Origin of the sequence: Robiginitalea marina, assembly GCF_024006985.1 — a bacterium.
Taxonomy (GTDB): Bacteria; Bacteroidota; Bacteroidia; order Flavobacteriales; family Flavobacteriaceae; genus Robiginitalea; species Robiginitalea marina.
In genome coordinates, this window is sequence record NZ_JAMXIB010000005.1 from 149602 (window position 1) to 170917 (window position 21316).

General features: G+C 55.9%; 21 protein-coding genes. 12 read left to right on the top strand and 9 right to left on the bottom strand.

The genetic code is table 11. The features are described 5' to 3' along the window. The first annotated feature begins 24 nt into the window (after window positions 1-24). Complete coding sequence (locus tag NG653_RS07995; RefSeq protein ID WP_370281102.1) at window positions 25-693, top strand: RNA methyltransferase; 669 nt, start codon at window positions 25-27, stop codon at window positions 691-693. On the opposite strand, the gene porT is transcribed toward NG653_RS07995, so the two are convergent. Further along, entirely contained in the window at window positions 680-1372 is a 693-nt protein-coding gene (gene porT / locus NG653_RS08000; protein WP_252741172.1) for a type IX secretion/gliding motility protein PorT/SprT, read from the bottom strand. The genes NG653_RS07995 and porT overlap by 14 nt on opposite strands. Window positions 1373-1376: 4 nt before the next feature. After that, window positions 1377-2105, bottom strand: coding sequence for a bifunctional demethylmenaquinone methyltransferase/2-methoxy-6-polyprenyl-1,4-benzoquinol methylase UbiE (gene ubiE / locus NG653_RS08005; protein ID WP_252741173.1), 729 nt, complete (start codon window positions 2103-2105; stop codon window positions 1377-1379). Window positions 2106-2322: 217 nt separating this feature from the next. Here ubiE and trkA point away from each other — a divergent pair, with 217 nt between their 5' ends. Then, on the top strand, window positions 2323-3672 hold the full coding sequence (trkA, locus tag NG653_RS08010) for a Trk system potassium transporter TrkA (RefSeq protein WP_252741174.1): 1350 nt from the start codon (window positions 2323-2325) through the stop codon (window positions 3670-3672). Window position 3673: 1 nt separating this feature from the next. Beyond that, entirely contained in the window at window positions 3674-5164 is a 1491-nt protein-coding gene (locus tag NG653_RS08015; protein WP_252741175.1) for a TrkH family potassium uptake protein, read from the top strand. Between the two features lie 24 nt (window positions 5165-5188). Here the strand turns inward: NG653_RS08015 and NG653_RS08020 are convergent, their stop codons facing one another. Then, window positions 5189-6373 (bottom strand): pyridoxal phosphate-dependent aminotransferase, encoded by a 1185-nt coding sequence (locus tag NG653_RS08020; protein WP_252741176.1) that lies wholly within the window; start codon window positions 6371-6373, stop codon window positions 5189-5191. Between the two features lie 12 nt (window positions 6374-6385). After that, window positions 6386-7489 (bottom strand): fatty acid desaturase family protein, encoded by a 1104-nt coding sequence (locus tag NG653_RS08025; protein ID WP_252741177.1) that lies wholly within the window; start codon window positions 7487-7489, stop codon window positions 6386-6388. Between the two features lie 98 nt (window positions 7490-7587). Between NG653_RS08025 and rsmG the strand changes: the two genes are divergently transcribed. After that, window positions 7588-8229, top strand: a complete 642-nt coding sequence (gene rsmG, locus NG653_RS08030) for a 16S rRNA (guanine(527)-N(7))-methyltransferase RsmG (protein WP_252741178.1) — start codon at window positions 7588-7590, stop codon at window positions 8227-8229. Between the two features lie 31 nt (window positions 8230-8260). Here rsmG and pruA read toward each other — a convergent pair whose 3' ends face one another. The 4 genes from pruA to NG653_RS08050 form a co-directional block, all read right to left on the bottom strand. Then, window positions 8261-9889 carry an L-glutamate gamma-semialdehyde dehydrogenase gene (gene pruA / locus NG653_RS08035; RefSeq protein WP_252741179.1) on the bottom strand — a complete coding sequence of 543 codons (1629 nt, stop codon included), beginning with the start codon at window positions 9887-9889 and terminating at the stop codon, window positions 8261-8263. A gap of 88 nt (window positions 9890-9977) precedes the next feature. Further along, on the bottom strand, window positions 9978-10364 hold the full coding sequence (apaG, locus tag NG653_RS08040) for a Co2+/Mg2+ efflux facilitator ApaG/CorD (protein WP_252741290.1): 387 nt from the start codon (window positions 10362-10364) through the stop codon (window positions 9978-9980). 9 nt (window positions 10365-10373) lie between these two features. Then, window positions 10374-11558, bottom strand: a complete 1185-nt coding sequence (locus NG653_RS08045) for a DUF3667 domain-containing protein (RefSeq protein ID WP_252741180.1) — start codon at window positions 11556-11558, stop codon at window positions 10374-10376. 15 nt (window positions 11559-11573) lie between these two features. Next, window positions 11574-12818, bottom strand: a complete 1245-nt coding sequence (locus NG653_RS08050; protein ID WP_252741181.1) for a type IX secretion system plug protein — start codon at window positions 12816-12818, stop codon at window positions 11574-11576. A 150-nt stretch (window positions 12819-12968) separates the two neighbouring features. Here NG653_RS08050 and NG653_RS08055 point away from each other — a divergent pair, with 150 nt between their 5' ends. The 8 genes from NG653_RS08055 (at window position 12969) to NG653_RS08090 (ending at window position 20524) form a co-directional block, all read left to right on the top strand. Further along, a complete protein-coding gene (locus NG653_RS08055) occupies window positions 12969-14321 on the top strand; it encodes a Na(+)-translocating NADH-quinone reductase subunit A (RefSeq protein WP_252741182.1) in 1353 nt (450 codons plus the stop codon). A 3-nt stretch (window positions 14322-14324) separates the two neighbouring features. Further along, on the top strand, window positions 14325-15602 hold the full coding sequence (locus tag NG653_RS08060) for an NADH:ubiquinone reductase (Na(+)-transporting) subunit B (protein ID WP_252741183.1): 1278 nt from the start codon (window positions 14325-14327) through the stop codon (window positions 15600-15602). Window positions 15603-15604: 2 nt separating this feature from the next. After that, entirely contained in the window at window positions 15605-16354 is a 750-nt protein-coding gene (locus NG653_RS08065) for a Na(+)-translocating NADH-quinone reductase subunit C (RefSeq protein WP_252741184.1), read from the top strand. A gap of 1 nt (window position 16355) precedes the next feature. After that, entirely contained in the window at window positions 16356-17003 is a 648-nt protein-coding gene (locus tag NG653_RS08070; RefSeq protein ID WP_252741185.1) for an NADH:ubiquinone reductase (Na(+)-transporting) subunit D, read from the top strand. A 30-nt stretch (window positions 17004-17033) separates the two neighbouring features. Further along, the gene (gene nqrE / locus NG653_RS08075; RefSeq protein ID WP_252741186.1) at window positions 17034-17801 is read left to right on the top strand and encodes an NADH:ubiquinone reductase (Na(+)-transporting) subunit E; all 768 of its coding nucleotides are present in this window, start codon (window positions 17034-17036) and stop codon (window positions 17799-17801) included. Further along, window positions 17801-19108, top strand: a complete 1308-nt coding sequence (nqrF, locus tag NG653_RS08080; RefSeq protein WP_252741187.1) for an NADH:ubiquinone reductase (Na(+)-transporting) subunit F — start codon at window positions 17801-17803, stop codon at window positions 19106-19108. Before nqrE ends, nqrF begins: the two co-directional genes overlap by 1 nt. Window positions 19109-19170: 62 nt before the next feature. Then, window positions 19171-19527: a DUF8840 domain-containing protein gene (locus NG653_RS08085; RefSeq protein WP_252741188.1), complete on the top strand. Its 357-nt coding sequence runs from the start codon at window positions 19171-19173 to the stop codon at window positions 19525-19527. Further along, window positions 19505-20524: an FAD:protein FMN transferase gene (locus NG653_RS08090; RefSeq protein ID WP_252741189.1), complete on the top strand. Its 1020-nt coding sequence runs from the start codon at window positions 19505-19507 to the stop codon at window positions 20522-20524. Before NG653_RS08085 ends, NG653_RS08090 begins: the two co-directional genes overlap by 23 nt. Here NG653_RS08090 and NG653_RS08095 read toward each other — a convergent pair. Further along, complete coding sequence (locus NG653_RS08095) at window positions 20521-21303, bottom strand: class I SAM-dependent methyltransferase (RefSeq protein ID WP_252741190.1); 783 nt, start codon at window positions 21301-21303, stop codon at window positions 20521-20523. The genes NG653_RS08090 and NG653_RS08095 overlap by 4 nt on opposite strands. Between the last annotated feature and the right edge of the window lie 13 nt (window positions 21304-21316).

The following is a 21316-nucleotide window of genomic DNA, read 5'->3' on the forward strand; positions in this document are numbered from 1 at the left end:
AAAAAAAACCGGGCCCGGCACGGGTTGTTCCTGGCGGAAGGGGTGAAGCTGGTTGGGGAACTCCTCGGTGCCGGGTTCGGGGTACACAGCCTTTACAGTACCGACCCGGGCCCCCCCGGGATTCAGACAACCCCGATTTCCCCTGGAGAACTGAAAAAGGTAAGCACCCTAGTGCAACCCAATAAGGTACTGGGGGTCTTCGAAGTCCCGGAAGCCGCCCCGCCCCGGTTCAATGGATGGCTGCTGGCGCTCGACGGGGTCAGGGACCCCGGGAACCTGGGTACCATCATCAGGCTTTGCGACTGGTTCGGGGTCAGGGACCTGCTCTGTTCCCCCGATACGGTCGATTGCTATAACCCCAAGACCCTGATGGCTACCATGGGCTCCATCGCCAGGGTGCGGGTCCACTACCTGCCCCTTGAGGAGGTCCTTCCTGCCTGCGGGCTGCCCGTTTACGGGGCGAGCATGGAGGGAAATCCCCTTCCTGGGGCGTCCCTTCCCGCAGAAGGGGTCCTGGTGCTGGGCAGCGAATCGCATGGAGTCAGCGCTCCGGTACGGGCGTTACTCCGGGCCACCTTGGCTATTCCAACCTGGGGGGATGCGGGCGCAGAAAGCCTGAACGTAGGCACCGCTGCGGGCATTTTCCTCTATGAAATCCGGAGGGGGACCCCCGGCCCGACTATTCAAAAGTAAAGTTCACGAAGATCCCGCGGGTTTTCATGGAGGCGATATTGCTGGTCCAGGGGCTTGCCGGATCCTCATCGCGGACGAGTTCATCGGTCAGGGCAAAAACCCCGCGGATGGAAGGGGAAAACTTAAAGTATTCCAGGTAGAAATCGATGCCGAAGCCCACTTCGTAATTGTAAACCTGCCGCTTCATACGGAAGGTGCCACTGCTGTTGTCATCCGGGGAATTTTCGTTGCTTCCCAGGTTCAGGGCCATCCCTGCGCCTCCGATGACATAGGGCTTCCAGTTCCCCAGCCGGCGGGCACTTACCTTCAGCAACAGGGGAAAGCTGATATAGGTGGAGCGGACTTCCCGAATGGCTTCGTTTTCCGTGGCGAATCCGGGGAACCCCAATTCCCTCCCGGTGTAGAACAGGCCGGGTTCGAACCGCAGGTCCAGGAATTCGTTCAGCCGCAATTCCCCGATCAGGCCCACATTGAACCCAAAGGATTTGCTGACCAGCACGTCAGGGAGGTCGTTTTTGTATTCGAACTTGAAATCGTACTGGTTAAATCCCAGGAAGTAGCCCCAGTTCACCAGTTTCTGGTCTTCGGTTTGCAGGTTCAGGACAGGCTTTTCATTGAATTGGGCCACTGCGGAAGATGCCGCGGCCATGGCAATACAAAGCAACCAGAACTGTCTCATAGGCCTATTTTGTGGCGGTATAAATAGTGGCCACCCCGAATGTCTGGGGTTTGTGATCCATACCTATAAACCCGATTTTGCCCAAAATATTGTTGAAGCGTTCGCCATAGGGAAAGGCGGCTGCCGATTCGGAAAGGTAGGCATAGGCCGACGCCTCTTTTGAAAACACCTTCCCGAGTACCGGGAGGAGGTATTTCCCATAAAGGTGGTACCCCCATTTGAAGGGCTGTTTCCCCGGGACGGAGGTTTCGAGGATCGCCAGGATCCCCCCGGGTTTGAGCACCCGGTAAATTTCCGAAAGCCCCTGCTCGAGGTGCTCGAAGTTCCTCACCCCAAAAGCCACGGTAACGGCGTCGAAACTACTGTCGGGGAATTGCAGCGCCTCGCTGTCGCCTTCCACCATTTCGATTTTTTGCTCCCATCCCTGTTGGGCCACCTTGCGCCGGCCCACTTCCAGCATACCCGGGGAAAGGTCCAGGCCTACAATCCGCTGCGCAGGGGTACGGGCAAAGGCCAGGGCAAGGTCTCCGGTACCGGTCGCGATATCCAGGATGGATTCGGGCCGGCGTTCCGCCACCATGCGGATCAGCCGTTTGCGCCACCGCAGGTCGGCCCCCAGGGTGATCACCCGGTTCAACCCGTCGTAACGTCCGGAAATGGAGTCGAACATCTGCCGTACCTGGGCTTTTTTGTTCAACTTCGAATCTTTGTAAGGAAGGACCTCCCTGTCCATGGGATGCTGGATTAGGGCGCAAAGATAGCACTTTCCCGGCCAAAGGAAACCGGTTGTCGGCAGGGGTGGCGCTATTTGGCCGGTGCGGACATAGGGAAGCATAAATTTCCGTAATTTTGTCGCGCCGCCCTTTCTGTAATGGGCCGCAACCGGGGAAAGTCTGCGGGAAACCGCGAAATGCCACCGCCTTCGTTGCCCCGAATCAATAAGATACTGCATGAAAATCATCATTGCCGGGGCAGGGGAGGTGGGGTTTCACCTGGCCAAACTGCTGTCCTACGAATCCCAGGACATTACCCTGATCGATACCAATAAAGAGAGCCTGGCCTATGCCGAAAGCCACCTCGACATCCGGGTACTTCGGGGCGATGCTACCAGCATTTCCCTGTTAAAGGATGCACGGGTGGCCAACTCCGACCTGGTTATCGGGGTTACCTCGTCTGAAACCACCAACATCACCCTTTGCCTGCTGGCCAAACAGCTGGGGTCCAAACGGACCATAGCGCGGATTTCGAACACCGAATTCGTGGAGCACCGCGACGTGATCAAGTTCCATGAGCTGGGGATTGACGAACTGATCTCTCCGGAAGAACTGGCCGCCACGGAAATCAAGCTGCTGCTGGGGCAATCGGCTTTCAACGACACCTATGAGTTCGAAGGCGGGCGCCTGATCATGGTAGGGGTATCCCTGCCCAAGGGTGCTCCGTTTGTGGGGAAACTGGTGCGGGAAGCCGCCGAGGTTTTTCCGGGGCTGCACTTCATGCCCGTGGCCATGCAGCGCAGGGGCACCCAGTATACCATTATCCCCCGGGGCGATACCCCGTTCAAAGAGGAAGACCAGGTTTACTTCATCACCGACGCGGAGGGGATGGAAGAACTTTATAAGCTAACCGGGAAGAAGAAGGAGCAGATCCGCAACGTGATGATCCTGGGCGGGAGCAAGGTGGGTACCAAAGCGGCCAGGGATCTCTGTGAGTTGCGGTTTAACGTTAAGATCATCGAGAAGGATAAGAACAAGGCGTTCGAAATCGCCGAAATGCTGCCCAATGCCCTGGTGATCAACGGCGATTGCCGCAATGTCGAAGTCCTTGAAGAGGAAAGCCTGGAATCCATGGACGCCTTTATCGCCGTGACCGGGAATTCAGAGACCAACATCATGTCGTGCCTGGTGGCCAAATCCAGGCATGTGAAAAAGACGATCGCCCTGGTGGAAAACATGGACTATTTCCAGATTTCACAGTCTATAGGGGTCGATACCCTGATCAACAAAAAGCTGCTGGCGGCCAACAACATCTTCCGGTACATCCGCAGGGGGGAGGTGGTGGCCCTCACCCGCCTGAACAACCTGAATGCGGAAATCCTGGAATTTGTGGTAAAGCCCACCTCCGAGGTCAATGGGGAACTGATCCGGGAGCTGAATTTTCCGAGGGAAGCCATCATCGGCGGGGTGATCCGCGAGAACAAGGGGATCATCGCCCTGGGCGATTTTACGATCCTCGAAGGGGACCGCGTGGTGGTTTGCTGCCTGCCCAGCGCCATAAAACGGGTAGAAAAGCTTTTTTTGTAAGATGGCGCTGAATTCCAGAATAATCATCCACCTCATGGGCCTGCTCCTGCTCTTCAATGGCGGGTTCATGCTGCTGGCCACCCTGGTTAGCGGGCTCTATTCCGACGGGGCAACCTACGGGATTGGGATGGCGGCCCTTCTCACCCTTTTCGTGGGGTTTGCAGCGATGCTCCTTACCCGGGGCCACAAAAAGGAGGTCAAGCGAAAGGAAGGGTATATCATTGTAACCTGCGGCTGGATCGTCATGTCGGCCTCGGGCGTATTGCCCTATATCCTCACCGGGGCCATCCCGGGGCTGACCAATGCCTTTTTCGAGACCATGTCGGGGTACACCACCACGGGGGCCTCTATCCTGGACGATATCGAAAGCCTTCCGGAAGGCATCCTGTTCTGGAGGAGCATGACCCACTGGATTGGGGGGATGGGGATCATTGTGCTGGCCATCGCCATCCTGCCTTTACTCGGGATTGGCGGCATGCAGCTCTTTGCAGCTGAAGCCCCGGGCCCTGCAGGGGACAAGCTCCACCCGCGGATTACGGATACGGCCAAGCGGCTGTGGTTCATCTATGTGGGCTATACCGCCGCGGAAACCCTCCTGCTGAAGCTGGCCGGCATGTCGTTTTTCGATGCCCTTAACCATGCCCTTGCCACGTTGTCGACCGGGGGCTTTTCCACCAAAAATGCCAGTATCGCGTACTGGAATGACCAGCCCCTGATCCAGTACATCATCATGCTGTTTATGTTCCTGGCCGGGGCCAATTTCGTGCTGAGCTATTTCGCGTTTAAGGGGAAGGTCCAAAAGGTGCTCATGGACGAGGAGTTCAAATTCTATGCCGCGTTTTTGGCCATTTTCGCGGTTTTGGTAGCCGTGGTGGTCTATTTCAGGGCAGATGTGCCGGTTTCGGATTACCATCCCATGGTACTCGGTCCGGCCGAGAGCGCTTTCAGGCATGCCCTGTTCCAGGTGCTGGCCGTGGTGACCACCACCGGGTTTGTCACCGCCGATTTTACGGCCTGGACCCCCTTCCTGACCATTTTCTTCTTTGGCCTCATGTTTGCCGGGGGTTCAGCCGGTTCCACAGCAGGGGGCATCAAGGTAATGCGGCATATCCTGATCATCAAAAACGGCCTGCTGGAGTTCAAGCGGACCCTCCACCCCAGTGCCATCATCCCGGTGAGGTACAACCGCAAAACGGTTACCGAGCACATCGTGTATAACATCATCGCCTTCTTCGTCCTCTACATGCTCCTTTTTATCATCGGGGCACTGGTCCTGGGGCTGCTGGGGCTCGATTTTGTCTCGGCCATAGGCGGGGCAGCTTCTTCACTCGGCAATGTGGGCCCTGCCTTCGGCACCCTGAGCCCGTTGAGCAATTTCAACAGCCTGCCGGCTATAGGGAAGTGGTGGTGTGCCTTCCTGATGCTGGCCGGAAGGCTGGAGCTTTTTACGGTCCTCATTTTACTGACCCCGTATTTCTGGAAGCGTACCTGAGATGGACGGGATTTCCCCGGGGGATCAGAGGACTTCCCTGATGCGGCGGATCGCCTCGCGGATCTCCGATTCTGAGGCCGCATACGACAGGCGGATACAGTCGGGGCTGCCGAAAGCCTCCCCGGTCACTGTCGCCACCCCGGCTTCTTCGAGCAGGTACAGGGCAAAGTCAGAGGCGTTTCCGATCGTCTTTCCCCTCAATTCCTTCCCGAAGAAATAGGAAACGTCGGGAAATACATAGAAGGCCCCTTCGGGCACATTTACCCGGAACCCTTCCACCTCGCCGAGCAGTTGCAGGATGAGGTCCCTCCTTTTATGGAATTCGTCAATCATGTAGCGGATGTTCTCCACCGGGGCGTCCAGGGCGGCAATGGTCGCCCGCTGGGCGATCGCGTTGGCCCCGCTGGTAATTTGTCCCTGGAACTTGGTGCAGGCTTTGGCAATCCATGCCGGAGCCCCGATATACCCAATCCGCCACCCTGTCATGGCAAAGGCCTTGGAAACCCCGTTGACGGTGATGGTCCGGTCGTACATGCCCGGTATGGAAGCGATGCTGGCATGGCGGCTGCGGAAATTGATGTGTTCGTAGATTTCATCGGAGACCACGAAGATCCCCGGGTGTTCCCTCAGGACTGCTGCCAGCCCCTCGAGTTCCTGCTGGCTGTAAACCGACCCGCTCGGGTTGCAGGGGGAACTGTACCACAGCATCTTGGTTTTTGGGGTGATGGCCGCCCGTAGCTGGGCGGGGGTCATTTTGAAATCCGATTCGATGCCGGTGGGGACCTCCACCGGAACCCCTTCGGCCAGTTTCACGATATCGCGGTAACTCACCCAGTAAGGGGCGGGAAGGATGACCTCATCCCCGGGGTTGAGCAATACCATGGCCACATTGGCCAATGATTGTTTGGCCCCTGTGGAGACCACGACCTGTTCGGGGGAGTACTCCAACCCGTTATCGCGCCGGAACTTTCGGGAGATCGCTTCCTTCAGGTCGCCATAGCCGTCTACTGGGGAGTAGCTGCTGTAGTTGTCGTCGATGGCCTGCTTGGCGGCCACCTTGATAAAATCGGGGACGTTGAAATCGGGCTCCCCCAGGCTCAGGCCGATGATGTCCCTGCCTTCATTCCTCAATTCCCGGGCCTTGGCCGCCATGGCCAGGGTAGCCGAAGTGGCCATGCTGTTGATCCGGTCAGACAAATATTCCTTCATGTGAAAAACGGGTTACTGGACCTGCAGGGCAGGTTTTTTCCCCAGCTCCTTCAGGTGACGGAAATGCGAAATTATGGCTTTTCGGGTAGTTTTATACTCGTTGTAGGGCAAATTGAATTCCCGGGCCGTCTGTTTCACAATTTTGGCAATTTTTGTGTAATGGATGTGGCTGATGTTCGGGAAGATGTGATGCTCTACCTGGTGGTTGAGCCCCCCGGTGAACCAGTTGACGATCCGGTTTCGGGTCCCGAAATTCACCGTGGTGCGCAGCTGGTGTATCGCCCAGCTGTCTTCCATAGTGCCGTCTTCCTGGGGAAGGGGCATTTCCGCATGGTCCACCACGTGGGCCAGCTGGAATACCACGCTCAGGATTACCCCGGCCACGTAGTGCATCACAAAGAAGCCCAGAAGGACCTTCCACCAGGCGATGTCGAGGACGAGCATGGGTACCACGATCCACACCGTGGCATAGATCAGTTTGGTGATTACCAGTACACTCCAGTTGATCACCGGGTTGGGGAATTTTCCATAGGAGAGCTTGCGCTTCGTATACCGGTACATTTGGGCGAAGTCTGTGGTGATGGCCCAGTTGAAGGTCAGCAACCCGTAGAGGAAGATGGAGTAATAGTGCTGGAAGCGATGGAAGCGGTGCCATTTCGCATGGGGTGAAAACCTCAGGATGCGGCCCGCTTCAAGGTCCTCGTCGTGGTCCTGTATGTTTGTGTAGGTATGGTGCAGCACGTTGTGCTGTACCTGCCAGTTATAGACGTTTCCGGCCAGGATGTAAATGCTTCCTCCCATGAGTTTGTTGACCCATTTTTTGGAAGAAAAGGTCCCGTGGTTCCCGTCGTGCATGACGTTCATGCCCACCCCGGCCATCCCCACGCCCATGAGCATGGTCAGCAGCAGGTTTGCCCAGTTCGGAAGACCCATGGTCAGGATCAGGAAATAGGGGGCAAAAAACATGGAAAACATCAGGGCTGATTTCAGGTATAGTTTCCAGTTTCCGGTTTTTTTGATCCCGTTCTCCTTGAAATAATCGTTGACGCGTTTGTTGAGGGTCCTGAAGAAGTGAACGGATTCCGTCCTGGAAAATCGAATAGCTTGTTGTTGCATAGAAAAATAACTTGATAAAACTAATGGAACACCGGGTTCCGGGTTGAATGCCTGCGTTTTAAAAGTACTATTTTTGCGGGCAAAGTACAAAGATACGCATGCAGGCCGAAACAGTATTCCAATATTTTCCCAATTTATCCGACCGCCAGCGACAGCGCTTCCTTGCCCTTGGGGCGCTTTACCACGATTGGAACACCAAAGTCAACGTGGTTTCCCGAAAGGATATTGAAGACCTCTACCTGCGGCATGTGCTGCATTCACTGGGGATAGCGCGGGTCTACACCTTTGGGGCCGGGGCTGAGGTACTCGACGTGGGTACCGGGGGCGGCTTTCCGGGGATCCCCCTGGCCATCCTGTTTCCCGACGTCCAGTTCACCCTGGTCGATTCCATCGGCAAGAAGATCAGGGTGGTGGAAGAGGTCATCCAGGGCCTGGGGCTGGAAAATGCCCTGGCCCGGCAAACCCGGGTGGAGGAGATGGACCGGCAATTCGATTTTATCGTCAGCCGTGCCGTGGCAGCCATGCCCACTTTTGTCCACTGGACCCGGGGCCGCCTGAAGGCGCAATCCAAAGGCAGCGTCCCCAACGGGATCTTTTACCTGAAGGGGGGCGATCTGTCGGAAGAGTTGGCCGACTTCCCGGAAGCCCGGGTCTACCCATTGGACCAGTACTTTTCAGAACCTTTTTTTGAGACGAAAAAGGTCGTCTACCTGCCTGACCCCCATCGGAAACGCCCGTAAAAAAAGCCCCGCACGCGGGGCCTTTTAACTACTATCCAAGGAAGGGGTAGCGGTAGTCTTCCGGCGGGACAAAGGTCTCCTTGATCAACCGGGGTGAAACCCACCGCATGAGGTTCTGGGCAGAGCCTGCCTTGTCGTTGGTGCCCGATGCCCTGGCGCCTCCGAAGGGTTGCTGGCCCACTACGGCCCCGGTGGGCTTGTCGTTGATATAGAAATTCCCGGCACAGTTTTCCAGGGCCCTTGTGGCCTCTTCCAGGGCATAGCGATCAGTGGCCATTACGGCCCCGGTAAGGGCGTATTCAGAGGTTTCGTCCACCAGCCGGAGGGTATTGGTCCATTCGGCGTCCTCATAGATGTAAACCGTCACCACGGGGCCAAAGAGCTCCACCTCCATGGTGGTGTATTTCGGGTTGGTGGTAAGGATCACTGTGGGTTCGATGAAATACCCCTTCGACTTGTCATACCCGCCCCCTGCGATAATTTCGGCATCTCTGGCTTCCCGGGCCCGGTCGATGTACCCGGCCAGCTTGTCAAAAGCCCCTTCGTGGATCACGGCGGTAACAAAATTACCCATGTCTTCAGGCGACCCGGGCTTGTTGAACGAGGCCAGGTCTTCCTTTACGAGACTAAGGATTTCATCGGCCGTGGATTTCGGGAGGTAGACCCGTGAGGCCGCACTGCATTTTTGCCCCTGCAGTTCAAAAGCCCCGCGGGTGATGGCGGTGGCTACCTGCCTGGGCCTGGCGGTGGGGTGGGCGATGATAAAATCTTTTCCCCCGGTTTCGCCCACGATGCGGGGATAGGTTTTGTAGCGCCCGATGTTTTCCCCGATCTGTTTCCATAACCCTTTGAACACATCGGTGGAGCCGGTGAAATGGATGCCCGAGAAGTCAGGATGCGACAACAGGGTCTCGGTGATCATCACCGGGTCGCCGTAAATGGCGTTGATGACGCCCCCGGGCACCCCTGCTTCGCGGAAAACGTCGAGGATCACCCTGGCTGAGAAAATCTGGTGGTCACTGGGTTTCCAGACCACCACATTGCCCATCATGGCTGCCGAAGCGGGTAAATTGCCCGCAATGGCGGTAAAATTGAAGGGGGTTATGGCGTAGACAAACCCCTCCAGGGGGCGGTACTCCACCCGGTTCCAGATGCCTTCCGAAGATTCGGGTTGCTCCTGGTAGATGCGCGCCATGAATTCCACATTGAAACGGAGGAAATCGATCAGCTCACAGGCCGCATCAATCTCGGCCTGGTGGATGGTCTTGGACTGGGCCATCATGGTGGCCGCATTGATTTTGGACCGGTAGGGCCCGGCAAGCAGGTCGGCTGCCTTCAGGAACACGGCAGCGCGTTGCTCCCACGCCAGGGCTGCCCAGGCCTTACGGGCTTCCAGGGCAGTGCTGATGGCCAGGTCCACCTCTTTTTGGGTAGCCAGGTGGTACTGGCCTACCTGATGCCGGTGGTCGTGGGGAGGGGCGATGCGCCGGGTATTCCCGGTGCGAACTTCTTTCCCGCCGATCACCATCGGAATGTCTTCGGACCCCTGGTAGTAGGCCCGGTATTGCTTTAACACAGCATCGCGCTCCGGGGAACCCGGGGCATAGCTTTTTACCGGCTCATTTACGGCCGGGGGGACTTGAAAAAATCCTTTACCCATGACGAAGATTTATGGCGTTACGAATGTTCTGCCAAAGGTACGAAATGCCCCTGCCTTAAAAAAATGGAAGCGTTTGCAGGGAGTGCCCTCAGTTCAGGGCAAAGGGCGCATTCAGGCGGAAAGTGGGGACGTAGACCCTGAATTTTTCGGTAGACGAAAAATTCACCATGTTATAGTACCCTTTCATGGCCCCGATGGGCGAAGCCAGCAGGCATCCGGAACTGTAGGTATGCGATTCCCCCGGGCGGATGACGGGTTTCTTGCCTATCACGCCTTCCCCATCGAGGACCTCCATGTCGTTCAGGGCGTCGTAGATGTCCCAGTGGCGGGAGGTGAGCTGCACCGAATCCTTACTCTGGTTTTCGATCGTAATCGTGTACCCGAAGGCGAAGTGCATCTTGTAGTTCTTGAAGAAGGTGCCTTCAAAACTGGTCTTAACCGAGACCTTGATCCCTTTGGTGACTTGCGTTATCATTTTCATTCCCTAGTAGGTAAGGGCGTTGCCGATCAGAAAAATAGCGGCCGCCACACTCGCTAAAATTACAAAAATAGTGTTCAGAAACAGATACTTAATCGTGGTTTTCAGCCATCCCTGCCCATAAAAGCGCCTCATGGAAAGGTAGAGGTAGACCAAAAAAACCAGGAGGAACCAGCCAATGGAGGTTACCCCAAATGCCGCGTCCACCAAAAAGCTAATGATCAGCAAGATAAAGAAGAGCGACTGACTGTGAAAGGAAAAGATCAGATTATCGGTGTAGGTGTAGGTTTTCCTGATGTAGACCAACCGCAGGAAGATCGTGAACAGCGGCAGGAAGAGGAAAATGGCGAATGGGATCGTGGAGATCAACTGGCTTACAAAGCTCCCCGGCTGCCGGTTCAGGTGGTCGATGCTGTCGGCGAACCCAAACGAAAACCGGTCTTCCTGCCGGTAAGGAAGCCCGTGTTTTTCAACGGCATCCTCATAGGTGTACACGCTGTCTTTGTCGATTAAGGTCAGGAAGAAATCAGCTTTTTTCAGCATGCGGTTCAGCCGCCCTGTTTCTTTAATGTTTTCGAGGTAGGCCAACGGATTTGAAAGGATGGTGGAATCCTTCTGTCTTTTGGTCTCCTTGATCGTTTCCTTGAACCCAAGGCCCTCCTGGCCCTTAAGGCCGAGGCTGTCGGGAAGCTTTACCCCCAGGCTGTCCAGTACGCCTTTGGGGAGGCTGTCGAGTTGGGCAATGGCTTCCTGCTGCTGCGGGTCGTCAGGATCCAGGTTGAGGTCCGGAATCAGGTTGATCCGTTCAGAAGGGCTGCTGCCATAACGGTCAAGCCGGTCGAAATCCTTGGTAAAGTTCAACATCAGGAAATATACGATGGCCAGGCTGAGCAGCAACCGGAAGGGGTTGGCGTACGAAAGCCTTTTCCCGGCGATAAAGTCCAGGGTGATTTTTCCGGGTTGCCAAAGCATAACGCGCAGGGTGCGCATCAGCCGGGTATCGAGGTTAACCAGGTCAGAAAAGTACTCCTCGAAGTAGTCCCTTATGGTAAGGTGTTTTGTGCTGTTGGCCTGGGAGCAGTTCGGGCAGTACCGGTCGCTGAGTTCCAGGGGATGCCCGCAGTTCAGGCATTCGTTCCCCCTGTACTTTACCTGGTACCTGCCGCCGTGTTTGACCGGTGTTTGTTCCATGCCCCGGGGAATGACCTAATTGCTGATATTCCTTGAATTTACGCTGCCAATGCCGATGACCTTGTCGTAAAGGTCGCCAAAATCCCGATAATATACCAGAATGGTATAGTTGTTTTCCGTAAAGTGGAAGTTGCCGCAAACCGTGTTCAGTTCCACCGTGCCGTCTTCCTGTTCCACGGCGTATTTGAAATTGTAGAATCCCTGCTTCAAAAGGATGCGCGCTTCCATGTTGCCGGTTTCCCGGTTAAAGGCCATGCGGTTCTGGTCCTCCAGTTCGTAGTTGTTGAATTTGCCAAAAACATATACCCTGTCGAGCCCCAGTCGCTCGGTGTAGGGAAGGCTGAAATGCACCCAGGTATACTCCGCTTCCCGGGATTCTTCCCGGCCCTGCAGGGTGCGGATGACAAAATCCCCGTTGATGTCGGGGAAGTAGGTGTAGGCTTCCCTGTCCCGGTAGCGGTTGGGGAAGAGGTAGTGGTGGTACAGGTCGCCGAATTCGATCCGGGAGATGGCTGCCGTGGGCGCCCTCAGGTCGCTGGTGTCGAAGTTCAGGAATTCGTTGCCCCCGAAAAAGGCGGTTTCCTGGTCATAACGGTATACCAGTTCGGTGCCCAGGGTGAACTGAGGGGGGATGTTGTACAGGGCGGTGGGCCAGTGGTGGTTTTGAAGCAGGGCCACCTTGACCTCCTGTTTGGGGTTGATCAGCTGGATCCCGGAAGGGCGGATGCTGAACTGTACCGATTGCTTTTGCTCCAGGAATTCAAAGTCGCGGGAGCGGCGTACCGTGGCAGCCACCTGCACCAGGTCCTGGTACACCACGAACCTGCGCGAAAACAGCAATTCGTTTCCGGCCGTATAGATTTCCAGCATATAGTTTCCGCTTACCCGCAGCCCTACCTGCGCATTGGGCAGGGTGAGCTGGTAATTGGAGTACGGCTGGAGGGTGGTGTAACTGTTCTCGTAAAAAATGATGCGCTGGTTGTCCATGCCGCTCAGGTACTGGGACTTGAGTAATTGGGAAGGTTCCCAGGTATAGTCGCAATGCACGATGCGGTAGTAGTAATCCTGTTCGCTGGCGGAGAGGTCGTCGAATTCGAGGGTCATGGATTCCCCGAGGCGGACCAGGGGAAACTGGTCTTCCGTGGGGCCGCGAAAGATCACGCTGCGGATGTATTCCGGGGGGGCGACTTCATACTGAACCTGGGCCATGGTGCCAAGCACCCAAAGGAATACAGGCAGTTGTTTAAGTTTCAGACGCATTCTCCTCCGGTTATCGGATGCAAAGGTAAACAAAAACCGACCCCCCGGAATTCCCATCGATGTACCGTCCAAAAAAAGGGTTAATAATTATGAAAACTTTCTTTTAAGTGCTATTTTTGGCCGTATTTTTAACCTAAGGTCTACCCTATTATGTCCACTGACATCCGGATCAAAAAAGGATTGAATATCAACCTTGTCGGAGCTGCAGAACCCACCACTTCCAGGGCCGTTTCGAGTAATGTTTACGCGATTAATCTGAGTGATTTCCACGGCCTGGTCCCCAAAATGATCGTCAGGGAAGGCGCTGAGGTGAAAGTCGGGGAACCCCTTTTCTGCAACAAGAATTATCCCGAGATGAAGTTCGTCTCCCCCGCCAGCGGGGAGCTGGTGGAAATCCAGAGGGGTGCCCGCAGGAAAATCCTAAGCATAAAGATCCTGGCCGACAAAGAACAGAAAACCCTTGAGCACCAGCCCCCGGACCTCAAAAAGGCTGATGCAGCCCGGGTGCGGGCCTTCCTGTTGGAGTCGGGGTGCTGGCCGTTTATCAAACAACGCCCTTACGACGTAATCGCCAATCCCGACGACGTCCCCAAGGCCATTTTCATTTCGGCCTATAGCACCGCCCCCCTGGCGGCCGATATCAACTACACCCTTAAGGGAAAGGAAAAACAGCTGCAGGCTGCCATCGACGCCCTCTCCAAACTGACTCCCGGCCCCATCCATGTTGGGGTGGGAAAAGGGGAAAATTCACCCTTTTCGGGCCTGGAAGGCATTACCCGCCACCAGGTGAGCGGCCCGCACCCGGCTGGCCTGGTGGGCACCCTGATCAACCGGGTAGACCCGATCAGCAAAGGGGAGCGCGTGTGGACCCTGTCCCCCCAGGACCTTGTGATCCTCGGCGAAACCCTGCTGACTGGGAAATTCAACCCGGAGCGGGTGGTGGCCCTGGCGGGTTCCTGTGTGAAATCCCCGAAGTACTACCTTACCCGGATCGGGGCAGAGATCTCCACCTTTCTCTATGCCAGCGGGGTGGAACAGAAGAATATCCGCGTGATCAACGGCGATGTGCTAACCGGTAGCAAAACGTCCCCTGACGGGCACCTCGGGTTTTATAACACCACCGTTTCGGTCATCCCCGAAGGAGATGATTATGAGCTCTTCGGCTGGACCAGGCCGGTATTTAACAAAATCTCCTCGACCCGTTCCCTTACGTTTTCGTGGCTCAACCCGAAGAAGAAGTACGATTTGGACACCAATACCAACGGAGAGCACCGGGCCTTTGTGGTCACAGGGCTTTATGAGGAGGTCTTCCCCCTGGATATCTACCCCATGCAGCTGCTGAAAGCCTGTATGTATAAGGACCTCGATGAAATGGAACAACTGGGCCTTTACGAGGTGGCCCCGGAGGATTTTTCCCTTACAGAATTCATTTGTATTTCCAAGCAACCACACCAGCAGATTATCCGTGAAGGACTGGATTTGCTTCAAAAAGAAATAGGATAAGCTATGAGCGAGAATAAACTCACCCTGAAAAAGCGCCTGCACGAAATCAAGCACCGGTTAAAGGGCAAAAAGATTGCGCCGGCCTTTGGCGCCTTCCATACCTTCCTGTACACCCCGGACGAGACCACCCACAGCGGAAGCCATGTCCGGGCTGCGGATGACCTGAAACGGACCATGAACATGGTAATCCTGGCGCTGTTGCCGGTATTGCTGTTTTCTTTTTTCAACACGGGCTACCAGCACTTTGCTGCTATCGATGCCGCCAGCGGCGCTCCCCGTACCCTTGACCTTTTTGGGAACTTCCTCACCTGGGAGAACTTCTGGCTCGGCTTTGTCCAGGTTATGCCCCTGGTGATCATCTCCTACGCCGTGGGCCTTGGGGTGGAATTCATTTTTGCCATTATCAAGGGCCATGAAGTGGAGGAAGGATACCTGGTGACTGGGATGCTCGTCCCCCTGATCATCCCTGTGGATACTCCCCTGTGGATGCTGGTGGTGGCCGTGGTGTTCGGTGTGGTTATCGGAAAGGAAGTGTTTGGTGGCACGGGGATGAACATCCTCAACCCCGCCCTGACGATCCGGGCATTCCTGTTTTTCGCCTATCCGACCTGGATGAGCGGTGACAAGGTTTGGGTCCACGGGGCCGTGGACCGGGCCGGGACCCCTGATGCCATCTCCGGGGAAACCGTGTTGGGCTACCTCGCACAGAACAATACCTTTGAGTACAGCACCGCCGACATGTTTTTTGGCTTTATACCCGGTTCGGTGGGAGAGACCTCAGCCTTCCTGATCCTCCTGGGCGGCTTGTTTATGATCTTCAGCAAAATCGCCAGCTGGCGCATCATGGTCAGCGCAGTCCTCGGGTCCCTGGCCATGGGGTTGATCTTTAACTGGGTGGTCGACCTGGGCTGGGTGGGCGAAAGCAGCCGCTTTTACGGCCTTATGAGTTTTGAATACTGGAAGCACCTGATTGCCGGCGGTCTTGCCTTCGGGATCGTTTATATGGCCACCGACCCGGTCACGGGATCCCAGACCCACCGCGGGAAATGGATTTACGGGTTTTTAATCGGGTTCCTTTCCGTGATGATCCGGGTCTTCAACCCCGCCTACCCGGAAGGGGTGTTCCTGGCCATCCTGCTGATGAACGTATTTGCCCCGACCATCGACCATTATGTGATCCGGGCCAACGTAAAGAAGCGGCTGAAGCGATTCAAAACAGCCACGGTATACCCGCAGGCTACGGATGACAAAGCTGAACAACTCAAAGCAGAAACCGTTTAATTATGGCTGTCAATACGGATAAGAACGTTTATACGGTACTATTTGCCACCCTCATGGTAGTCGTGGTGGGTTCCATCCTGGCGTACCTGGCCTCCGGCCTGAAACCGCTGATTCGCGAGAACGAGCGGTTTGAAAAGCAGCAGAACATCCTCTATGCCCTTGGTGTGAATGAAAACGAGGGCCCGGGTTCCGTGGATTTTATCCCTACCGACCGGGTTGAAGAGGTGTTCTCCCAGCACATCAGGGAACAGCTGGTAATCAGTGGCGACCAGATCACCCGCGACGACCAGGCGTACCTGATCGACATTAAAAAGGAGCTGGCTGCGAAGAAAAGCGGTCAAACCCCCAGGTTGCCGGTATTTATCGGGGAGAAGGACGGGAAGACCTACCATATCCTGCCCATGTACGGCAAGGGCCTATGGGACGCTATCTGGGGCTTTATGGCCCTTGATGAGAACATGGTGGTCCAGGGGGTTTATTTTGACCACAAGGGGGAGACCCCGGGGCTCGGGTCCAACATCAAGGAACGCTTTTTTATGGATGACTTCATTGGGGAATCCATTGTCAACAACGGACGCCTTGTGGGTATCGGGGTGGTCAAGGGAAACAACGACCCGGTGAACAACGACAAGCAGGACAACCAGGTCGATGCCCTGGCAGGAGCCACCATTACCGGAAACGGGGTCACGGCCATGATTTCCGAAAGCCTGAACCTCTACAAGGACTATCTACAATCAATAAGCACGAAATAATATGGGACTGTTATCCAAGAAAGACGCAAACCTGATCCTGGATCCCCTTGCGGACAATAACCCCATCACCATACAGGTGCTGGGGATTTGCTCCGCCCTGGCCATTACAGCTGAACTGAAGGCCTCCGTGGTGATGGCCCTGTCGGTGGTCTTTGTACTGGGCCTGGGGAACGTGGTGATTTCCCTGATGCGGAACATCATCCCCTCCAAAATACGGATTATTGTTCAACTGGTGGTGGTTGCCACCCTGGTGATCATCGTCGACCAGGTCCTCAAGGCCTTCGCCTATGAGCTGAGCAAGACCCTGGCAGTCTTCGTGGGGCTGATTATCACCAACTGTATCATCATGGGCCGCTTTGAGGCCTTTGCCCTGGGCAACGGCCCCTGGAAATCGTTCCTGGATGGCATCGGGAATGCCCTCGGTTATGGGGTCATCCTGATTATCGTCGGGTTCTTCAGGGAACTCCTCGGCTCCGGCTCCCTTTTTGGCATCAAGGTCCTTGGGGACCCCATCGCCAGGACAGGCCTGTACGCCACAGGCTACGAAAATAATGGATTTATGATCCTTCCCCCGGCAGCACTGATTGTCGTGGGGCTCATCATCTGGGTGCAACGTTCACGCAACCAGGCCCTGATTGAGGAAAATTAGCACCAGTCGAATTAAACGAAACCTCGGATTATGTTGGAACATATAGAATTATTCTTTAAGTCGATCTTCATAGACAATATGGTGTTCGCCGTATTCCTGGGGATGTGCTCCTACCTGGCCGTTTCCAAGAAGGTGGCGACCGCGGTGGGCCTTGGGGCTGCCGTGATTTTTGTCCTCGGGGTAACCGTGCCCCTGAACTGGTTGCTCGACCAGTACATCCTGCAGGCGGGAGCGCTCTCCTGGCTGGGCCCGGAGTACGCAGAGTACGACCTGAGCTTCCTGTCCTTTATCATGTTTATCGCCACCATAGCCACCATGGTTCAATTGGTGGAAATTGTGGTGGAGCGCTTTTCCCCGGCCCTTTACAACAGCCTCGGGATCTTCCTGCCTCTGATCGCGGTAAACTGCGCGATCCTTGGGGGCTCCCTGTTCATGCAGGCCCGGGAAATCGCTACCCTGGGGCTTGCCCTGAACTACGGGATCAGCTCGGGTATCGGCTGGTTCCTGGCCATCCTGGCTATCGCAGCCATTCGCGAAAAAATCCGGTATTCCAATGTGCCGCCCCCCCTGCGCGGACTGGGTATCACCTTTATCATCACGGGCCTGATGGGCATCGGTTTCCAGAGTTTCGGGGGGATGCTGACCGGAGGGGATGAAGGCGGTTCCGAGGCGGCTCCTGAAACAGCGCTGCAACCGAAAGAAGCCACTATCGCCGGGGCCAAACCCGAAATGAAGGAAGAAAAAGAAGAGGCAAAGGAAACCGTCCTTTCCTATAACGACGCATTAAACAAGCAGTAATGATTTTAGCTACAACTACGGTTGGTACCATTGTAATCACGATCATTGCCTTCCTGGTGCTGGTCATGGCCCTGGTGGCCCTTTTGTTGTTCACCAAAGAAAAACTGGCCCCGTCCGGGCCGGTGACCATTACCATCAATGGGGAGAAAAAAATCCAGGTGCCTTCCGGGAATTCCCTGTTGGCAACCCTGGGAAACCAAAAGATATTCCTTCCTTCCGCTTGCGGGGGCGGGGGGACCTGCATCCAGTGTGAGTGCCACGTGATTTCCGGGGGCGGGGAAGCTTTGCCCACCGAGACGCCACATTTTTCCAAGCGCGAACTCAGTGAAGGGGCCCGCCTGGCCTGCCAGGTGAAGGTTAAACAGGATATGGACATCACCATCCCAGAGGAGGTCTTCGGGATCAAGAAGTGGGAAGCCACAGTGGTCAGGAATTTCAACGTGGCCTCCTTTATCAAGGAATTCGTGGTGGAGATCCCTGAGGACATGAACTACAAGGCGGGCGGCTATATTCAGATCGAAATCCCGCCCTGCGAAATCCGCTACCAGGATATCGACATCACCGCCCACCCCAAGGAACACAACGACCCGGAGAAGTTTCGCAACGAGTGGGACAAATTCAACCTCTGGCCGTTGGTGATGAAGAATACCGAAACCGTGGAACGGGCCTATTCCATGGCCTCGTACCCCGCTGAAGGACGGGAGATCATGCTGAACGTGCGTATTGCCACCCCGCCCTGGGACCGGAGCAAGAACGCCTGGATGAATGTTAACCCCGGAATCGCCTCCTCGTACATCTTCGCCTGCAAGCCTGGCGACAAAGTAACCATTTCAGGGCCTTTCGGGGAATTCTTTATCAATGAGTCCCAGGCGGAAATGCTCTATGTGGGCGGAGGGGCCGGGATGGCACCGATGCGTTCCCACCTCTACCACCTCTTTAAAACCCTCAGGACCGACCGGAAGGTGACTTTCTGGTATGGGGGGCGTTCCAAGAGGGAGCTGTTCTACATAGACCATTTCAAGGAGCTCGAAAGGGAGTTCCCGAATTTCAAATTCTACATGGCCCTTTCGGAGCCCCTTGAGGAGGATAACTGGAAGGTTAAGGAAAACATCGATGCGCCCGGCGACGGGTTTGTGGGCTTCATCCACAATTGCGTCATCGAAAATTACCTGAACCACCACGATACCCCCGAAGATATCGAACTGTATTTCTGCGGCCCGCCCCTGATGAACAAGGCGGTCCAGAAAATGGGCGAGGACTTTGGAATCCCCGATGAAAATATCCGATTCGACGACTTTGGCGGGTAACCTGCCCTAATAAATTCAAAAACCGGTAGTTTACTATCGGTTTTTTTATCCAAAGCAATCCTATGAAACCCCTGACAGAACAAGAATTGCATAACCTGGCCATGAATATCGTGGGGAGGCAATTGCAGGAGGAGGGGTTTGAGTTCATGGGGGTGAATAGCAAACCTGGTAAAAACCCTCAGTTTGTATGCCTCCGGGAGAAGCAGTTGCATTTTATCGTGGTGCGATCCGTAGCCTTTCCTGAGGACCCCACGAAGTTTGACGCCTCCCTGATGGAACGGGTAAAGGGACATGCCGGGAAATTTGAAGCGCGTACCTACTACGCCGGAGTCGGGTTGTCCAATGCCCGTGACCGCCGCCTGCCTGTTTACCTCAACGAGGAATACCTTGTAGAATATGCCGGCCTTATCGAAATTTAGGCTTTTCCTTGCCTTTATCGCAACGGGGCTCCTTTTGGGGTGCCGCCCCGGGGATCTCCTCAGGGAACAGGTCTATCAGGGAGGTGCCCTGGGCACTTCCTATGCCATAAAATTGTATGCCCCCGGCACCATGGACCTCCAGCCCGGAATCGATTCCGTCTTCCGGGTGATCAACCAGTCGCTTTCCACCTACCTCCCCGATTCCGACATCAGCCGCATCAACCGGGGCGATACGACTGTGGCCGTGGACGCCCAGTTCCGGGAAGTCTTTGAGGCCTCCGGACTCATTTACCGGCGCACCGGCGGCTATTTTGACCCTACCGTGGGGGTGCTGGTGGACGCCTGGGGCTTTGGGCCGGGGCCGGCCCTTGAGATGGACAGCCTCCGGGCAGACAGCCTGTTGCAGTACGTCGGGTTCGACAAGGTCCGCCTTACCCCCGACCATCGGGTAGTGAAGCAGCGCCATGGCATCCGCCTCGATTTTAACGCCATCGCCAAAGGGTATGCCATTGACCGCCTGGCCGCTATGATCGAGAAGCAGGGCATTCGCGATTACCTGGTGGAAGTTGGGGGGGAGCTAAGGGCGCGGGGCGGCAACCTGGACAAAGGACAGGACTGGAGGGTGGGCATTGATGACCCGCAGGTGGAACAGGGCCGTGCCATCAAGCGGATTATTGTGCTTGCAGACCAGTCGATGGCTTCCTCGGGCAATTACCGAAAATTTCGGATCGATTCCCTTACCGGGCAGAAGTACGTACACACCGTGGACCCCCATACGGGCTTTACCCGAAACGCCAACATCCTGGCGGCCACAGTACTGGCGCCAACCTGCATGGTGGCCGATGGCTACGCCACCGCCTTTATGGCCATGGACCTGGAGGCTTCCCGCCAACTCCTGTCGGAAAGCCCCGAACTGGAGGGGTATCTCATCTATCTGGATGGGGAGGGGGAAACCCGCGAATTCATGACCCCGGGCTTCGAGGCCCTGTTGCGCTAAGGATTTGTTGCCGGGGGTTTAACCACCAGGGGGATAAGCTCTCCCGGGGCCAGGCGGTACCGGTCCACTTCTTCAGGGCTGAACTTTTTCGTGTAGTCTATGGCCTGCACCTGGAAGCCGGCCTCCCTGAGGAGGTCGAAATAATCCCTCCCGTAGACCCGAACGTGGTCGTATTGCCCAAAGATTTTGCGGCGTTCCTCCCGGTCGGTGATGCCGGGGTCTTCCAGGGTTTCTGCCCGCCCGAGGTCCTGGGGGACCTGGAAGATGCCCCAGCCCCCCGGCTTCATGACCCGCCGCAATTCGGCCAGCGCCCTGCGGTCGTCGGGGATATGTTCCAGGACGTGGTTGCAAAGGATCACATCGAAGGAGTGGTCTTCAAAAGGGAGGTCGCAAATATCGGCATGGACTTCGGCCAGGGGGGAATTCAGGTCTGTGGTGGTGTATTCAAGGTTTTTGCTGGCCCTGAAACGGTGATAGAACGCCTGTTCCGGGGCAAAATGCAAGACGCGGAGCGGCCGGCTGAAAAAATCCGTTTCCCGTTGCAGGTAGAGCCAGAGCAGGCGGTGCCGTTCCAGGGAAAGGGTGGAAGGCGACAGCACATTTTCGCGGGGGGCCTCATGGCCATAGGGCAAAAAACTCCGGAAGGACCGTCCGTCAATAGGATCGGTATACCGGTTGCCCCGAAGCCAGAAGGCCAGCAAGGGGCGTACCCAGTAGCTCATCCGGATCAGGAGCGGACGGGGAACGAAGCGCAGGACCCATTTGAAGATTCGTTTCACAGGCGGTTTATAA